At 43.4% G+C, this 5,003-nt stretch carries 7 protein-coding genes; 4 read left to right on the top strand and 3 right to left on the bottom strand.

Translation table 11 applies throughout. The features are described from left to right. Positions 1 to 53 precede the first annotated feature (53 nt). Positions 54 to 428 (bottom strand): group 1 truncated hemoglobin, encoded by a 375-nt coding sequence (locus AC805_RS00035; protein ID WP_055073514.1) that lies wholly within the window; start codon positions 426 to 428, stop codon positions 54 to 56. Positions 429 to 785: 357 nt separating this feature from the next. Between AC805_RS00035 and AC805_RS00030 the strand changes: the two genes are divergently transcribed. Next, complete coding sequence (locus tag AC805_RS00030) at positions 786 to 1,478, top strand: Crp/Fnr family transcriptional regulator (RefSeq protein ID WP_055073513.1); 693 nt, start codon at positions 786 to 788, stop codon at positions 1,476 to 1,478. A gap of 47 nt (positions 1,479 to 1,525) precedes the next feature. On the opposite strand, the gene ispE is transcribed toward AC805_RS00030, so the two are convergent. After that, positions 1,526 to 2,434: a 4-(cytidine 5'-diphospho)-2-C-methyl-D-erythritol kinase gene (gene ispE, locus AC805_RS00025; RefSeq protein WP_055073512.1), complete on the bottom strand. Its 909-nt coding sequence runs from the start codon at positions 2,432 to 2,434 to the stop codon at positions 1,526 to 1,528. Then, the gene (pipX, locus tag AC805_RS00020) at positions 2,431 to 2,700 is read right to left on the bottom strand and encodes a transcriptional coactivator PipX (RefSeq protein WP_009625994.1); all 270 of its coding nucleotides are present in this window, start codon (positions 2,698 to 2,700) and stop codon (positions 2,431 to 2,433) included. Before pipX ends, ispE begins: the two co-directional genes overlap by 4 nt. A 270-nt stretch (positions 2,701 to 2,970) precedes the next feature. Here pipX and AC805_RS00015 point away from each other — a divergent pair, with 270 nt between their 5' ends. The 3 genes from AC805_RS00015 (at position 2,971) to AC805_RS00005 (ending at position 4,834) form a co-directional block, all read left to right on the top strand. Then, positions 2,971 to 3,375: a hypothetical protein gene (locus tag AC805_RS00015; protein WP_055073511.1), complete on the top strand. Its 405-nt coding sequence runs from the start codon at positions 2,971 to 2,973 to the stop codon at positions 3,373 to 3,375. Between the two features lie 239 nt (positions 3,376 to 3,614). Further along, entirely contained in the window at positions 3,615 to 3,797 is a 183-nt protein-coding gene (locus tag AC805_RS00010) for a hypothetical protein (protein ID WP_055073510.1), read from the top strand. Next, positions 3,797 to 4,834 carry a fatty acid desaturase gene (locus AC805_RS00005; protein ID WP_055073509.1) on the top strand — a complete coding sequence of 346 codons (1,038 nt, stop codon included), beginning with the start codon at positions 3,797 to 3,799 and terminating at the stop codon, positions 4,832 to 4,834. Before AC805_RS00010 ends, AC805_RS00005 begins: the two co-directional genes overlap by 1 nt. Positions 4,835 to 5,003 lie beyond the last annotated feature (169 nt).

Raw genomic sequence — 5,003 nt, 5'->3', positions numbered from 1 at the left:
ATACCAAGTTAAGAAATGGCTACGCCATTTCTTAACTTGGATGGTAGTTATATTTAGCCGTTTAATACATCTTTTTTATGTTGGGGGGCTGCGGCTACTGCGGCGACCTCGGCGATAAGTTCGTCGGATACTCCCATTTCTCTGAGGGTGAGGATCAAATCCTCCGCAACGGCATCAAAGTGATCGCCATTTAAACCTTGATTCTCGACCAACTCCTTGTGAGCCTGACGCATCAATCGACCATCGTATTTATCAGAACCACCAAAGGCATAGGTTAGAAAAGCTTTTTGGTGCGATCGCTGTTTCTTCATATCTGTATTGGCAAAGAAATGTTTGATGCGATCGTCTTGTAGCACCCTTTCATAGAAGCGATCGACTGCTAAATCGATCGCGGCAGCACCACCGAGTTTTTCAAATAATGTTGTCATGGGATTTCCTTTTTGCTTCGTGTAAATGAGTAAACGGGCATAATTAAACGCGCGTTCGATAACACCATTTGCGTGGCGCTAAGCGCTGCGCAAATGGCGGAAAACAGAAAAAAACGCAAAGCGATTTTTTCTGTTTTCCGCCTTTGTCGAACTGACGTTAATTAAGAACCAAACCCAAAACCTGAGGTGCTAGCGCAGCGATCGCCGCAGATTTTAGGTTTTTATATTTAATTGCGCCCAGCTACTTAGCATAGGAGCAATTCCCCCTACATCCTTTGACTTAAGTCAAAGAGAGCGTGAAATAATTGAGCCTAAGGCAAGTGAACCTAAAGAATATAAGCGATCGCTTTGAGACTAATGTTAAATAAAACAGAATTGGGTAGCTGGTTGCCAACAACGCTTATTTTTAAAGGATTATCTTTGGAACAGCTCATCCCTCTAGTTGAAATCGCACAACTGCAAAAGTTTCAGAAGGGAGAGATGATTTTCCTTCAAGATAGTCCAGCAACGGGATTTTTTATGGTGCAAACGGGGCGGGTCAAAGTCTTTAAAATGGCTTCTAATGGTAAGGAGCAAATTTTGCACTTACTGGGGAAGCGCGATTACTTTGCCGAAGTGCCTGCCCTAGATGGTAAGGCTTTTCCCGCCTCAGCGATCGCGTTGGTATATACCGAATTAATCTTCTTTCCCCGACTTGCTTTTTTGGATTTACTCCATCAATATCCCGCGATCGCGATCGGTATGTTAATGAGCTTAGCGACCCACTCCAGAAAACTCGTACATATGGTGGAAGAACTATCCTGTAGGGATGTTCCTCAACGCTTGGCTAGCTACTTATTAGGGTTAAGAGATCGCGGCAATGGGGCAAATGTCGTTACCTTAGATGTTACAAAAACTCAACTAGCAGCAACCTTAGGAACTATTCCTGCGACACTATCTAGAGCTTTTTACCGACTCAGCAGTGAAGGATTAATTGCGATCGCGGGTTCGCAAATCGAGTTATTAGATCTGCGATCGCTCGCAAGATATAGCAATGCAAGTTTTAATTAGGACATAAAACCCAAAAGATGAGCGGTGGCTCTAAGTGCCGCCACTCATTAAGCATCAAAAATCGATCTAACTAAACTTTTAACGACCCATACATCAATATCATCGGTTTTTACTGCTTCTGCGATCTGCTGAGCGCGATCAAGATCGGCAGCGATCGCAAAGACTGTCGATCCCGAACCTGACATCATCGCCCCAAGACATTCCTGTTCGAGTAGCCTGTTTTTAAGTTCGGAGATAGCTGGATATTCAGGCAAAACCACTCGTTCGAGATCGTTATAGAGCAAGCGCCCCAACCTGCTAGGAGCAGAATCCTCCCCAGAGGCGATCGCAGCTACCAGTTGACTCGATAGGTTTTGATTTTTAACTGGACTATTAGCGAGTAAACCCTGCGATCTAAAAGTTTGATATGCCCAAGCTGTGGCGATCGCAATGCTTCGGGGCTTACAGATGACTAAAACTAAATCCGTCAGATCGGGTAATGGAGAAAGTACTTCGCCGCGACCCGTTGCAAGAGCCGTACCTCCAGAAATGCAAAAGGGGATATCGGAACCTAACATTGCGGCAAAATCACAAAGCTGGGACTGAGTTAGTCCCAGTTCCCAGAGGCGATCGATGCCCACTAACACAGCCGCCGCATTGGTCGATCCCCCAGCTAAACCTGCCCCCATAGGAATTTGTTTATCGATCGCGATTTCCATTCCCCCTACTTCAGGGAAATTATGCTGAAGCAAGGCTGCGGCTTTGTAGGCGAGATTGCTCCGATCGCAAGGCACTTCAGGATTCGTACAAAGTATCTGAATCTCGTTGGTGGTATTTTTGCAAATATCAACGCGATCGCAGAGATCGATGCTTTGCAAGATCATCACCAGATCGTGATAACCATCGGGGCGATTTCCCGTAATCTCTAGATAGAGATTAATTTTTGCCGCAGCCTTAAGAGAAATACGCGAGATCATTGGAAAAAGGTTCGCTTGTATATATGTTGTAAATTTTTTTGATCGAGATCGGAACCACCACGACGGAGCGATCTCATTTGAGTTTCAACCATAAGTTTGGCATCAGCACGGGAGACAGGCTCAAACTGAATACCATCTGGACTAGTTGTAATCAGGAAAAATAACCTTTGGGCGTAGAGTGTGGTAAACAAACTACGAAAATCATCCACCCTACATAAGCGAGATAGCAAGCCAAAAGTAGGATGATTTAGATAGTGTTCGGACATTTGGCAGGCTGGGAAATATAGTGAATTTGATCGATCGGGGAGAATTGAGTTTTTTCTGTGTCATAAACTACCTAAGTTCAACGACACTATTGCAATTGGCAATGACAAAAGAAGCTTAAAAACCCCTAGAAGTTCGACAATACAACCTATTCAATTATATTGCGACTACTATTTTGATATGTTTAGCGCGATTAATTAGTAAATGTTATCAAACCTTAACGATTTTTGTCTAAGCTTTGAGAAAATTATGGAGTCACGGAGGAGTTAATTATGGATCGACTTTCTAAATTTCAGATTCTGACAGGATTACTGGTTATCCTTTCCGCAATTGTCATTTTTTTGACAACGCCAGAGGCGATCGCCTCTGAACGTCGTCCCGTACTCCCCGCTAATGGTCAGCCGATTTTGAGTGGAAATATGCATGGTAGCGACTGGCGATCGGCTGCTAAGGAGTCAAAACAAGCCTATTGCCAAGAAGCCTTTGCGGCTTTCCGAGGTTCTGCGGCTCAGAGCTACATCATCAGTCATAATATTCAAAGCCTGAGTCCCGCAGGACTATGCGATCGCATGGATCAGTATTACAGCCTCGAAGAATACCTTGACGATCGATTGGGTTCGGCAGCAGCGATCGCCCCAATTTTATTTGCCGATACTCCCATTGGTACTAAGTACTAAGTAGCTGGGCGCAATTAAAGGGTTTTACCCATATAAAGCCTTTGATTACTGGACTCGGGAACAAGTCAATTTGCATAATTGTCTGTAAGTTAAATGACAGTTTCTCCCATCTCAATCCGTATAATTACTCATTAGATATGTTTATGGTACATAAAAGTACACGTAACATAAGATAGAATCTGAGACATAAAATATTTTGTGGTGTGATCGCAACGTTTTAAAAGCGTTTTAAAGGAAGTATGAGCAAACAAACTGAAGCCCCATCAAAAGAAATCTCTACATTGAGTGTAGCCTCTAAAAAGTTATATTCCGAAGAAGTCCAAGCTGAACTGGCGGAATTGCAATCAGACATCGATATCCTTTTACAGCAATTGCAAAGCTTGAGCAGTCAACGCCTGACCGCCGTAGGGAGTGCTCAGTAGTGGTTGCCATACAAAACTCCTCCCATACCCTTACCCCTGACACTACACTCCGCGACATTATTAAAACTATTCCTGCTGAATGCTTTGAGAAGAAACCTCTCAGAGCTTGGCTGAGTGTTTTGTTTTCTGTAGCCGCCGCAGCCTTAGGTTATGCCAGTATTGCTTTCTCGCCTTGGTATTTGTTGCCCTTTGCATGGATTTTAACGGGGACAGCCTTAACAGGTTTTTTTGTAATTGGTCATGACTGCGGACATCGTTCTTTTTCTAACAAGATTTGGGTTAACGATCTCGTCGGACATATTGCTTTCTTGCCATTGATCTTCCCTTTTCACGGTTGGAGATTTAAGCACGATCACCATCACCTGCATACCAATAAAATGGGTGAAGATAATGCTTGGTATCCTTTCACCGTTGAAGAATACGAACAGGGTAAGGGACTAATTTCTAATGTTTATCGGATGATTCGGACGCGATTTTGGTGGATTGGTTCGATTTTACATTGGGCTAACCTCCACTTCGATGCCAGTCTCTATCCCGAACGGCAACAAAAGCAGGTGAAGTTTTCCTATCGCTTAGTCATCGCTTTCGCTGTAATCGTCTTCCCAGTTCTGATCTATACCACTGGCTTGATGGGTTTTGTTAGCTACTTCGTTATGCCTTGGTTGGTCTATCATTTTTGGATGAGTACCTTTACGATCGTTCACCACACGATGCCTGATATCCAATTCAAGGAAAAGGATAAATGGCACGCAGCGACCGATCAACTTACGGGAACTGTACATTGCGATTATCCAGTTTGGGTTGAATGGTTGTGTCATGATATTAACGTGCATGTACCTCACCATGTTTCTACGGGTATTCCCTCTTACAACTTACGTTTGGCGCATAAATCTCTAGATGAGAATTGGGGGAAATATATGTACAAAACTAAGTTCTCATGGGAATTGATGAAGGATATTGGCGATCGCTGTCACATTTATGATTCTGAGAAATGTTATAAAACTTTTGCGGAAGTCGATGCCTCTAATAAAGCCTAGATAAAATTTAAATCCCAATTAAATACAAAAAAAAGCGATGCTTTGCATCGCTTTTTTATCCCCAAAAGAAGGTTGCCGCGCAGAGCGCGGCAACCTTCTTTTGGGGTTTATTACCAAATCCCCAAAATGGCAGCGCCATTTTGGGAATCTCAAAACCTTACTGGGTTTG

Source organism: Pseudanabaena sp. 'Roaring Creek', assembly GCF_001402795.1.
Classification (GTDB): Bacteria; Cyanobacteriota; Cyanobacteriia; order Pseudanabaenales; family Pseudanabaenaceae; genus Pseudanabaena.
This window is presented reverse-complemented; position numbering and strand designations above follow the sequence as displayed.

Bases quoted from the DNA above. Each gene is read 5' to 3' on its own strand.
- AC805_RS00035 (WP_055073514.1), bottom strand. From the start codon at position 428: ATGACAACATTATTTGAAAAACTCGGTGGTGCTGCCGCGATCGATTTA.
- AC805_RS00030 (WP_055073513.1), top strand. From the start codon at position 786: ATGTTAAATAAAACAGAATTGGGTAGCTGGTTGCCAACAACGCTTATT.
- ispE (WP_055073512.1), bottom strand. From the start codon at position 2,434: ATGATCTCGCGTATTTCTCTTAAGGCTGCGGCAAAAATTAATCTCTAT.
- pipX (WP_009625994.1), bottom strand. From the start codon at position 2,700: ATGTCCGAACACTATCTAAATCATCCTACTTTTGGCTTGCTATCTCGC.
- AC805_RS00015 (WP_055073511.1), top strand. From the start codon at position 2,971: ATGGATCGACTTTCTAAATTTCAGATTCTGACAGGATTACTGGTTATC.
- AC805_RS00010 (WP_055073510.1), top strand. From the start codon at position 3,615: ATGAGCAAACAAACTGAAGCCCCATCAAAAGAAATCTCTACATTGAGT.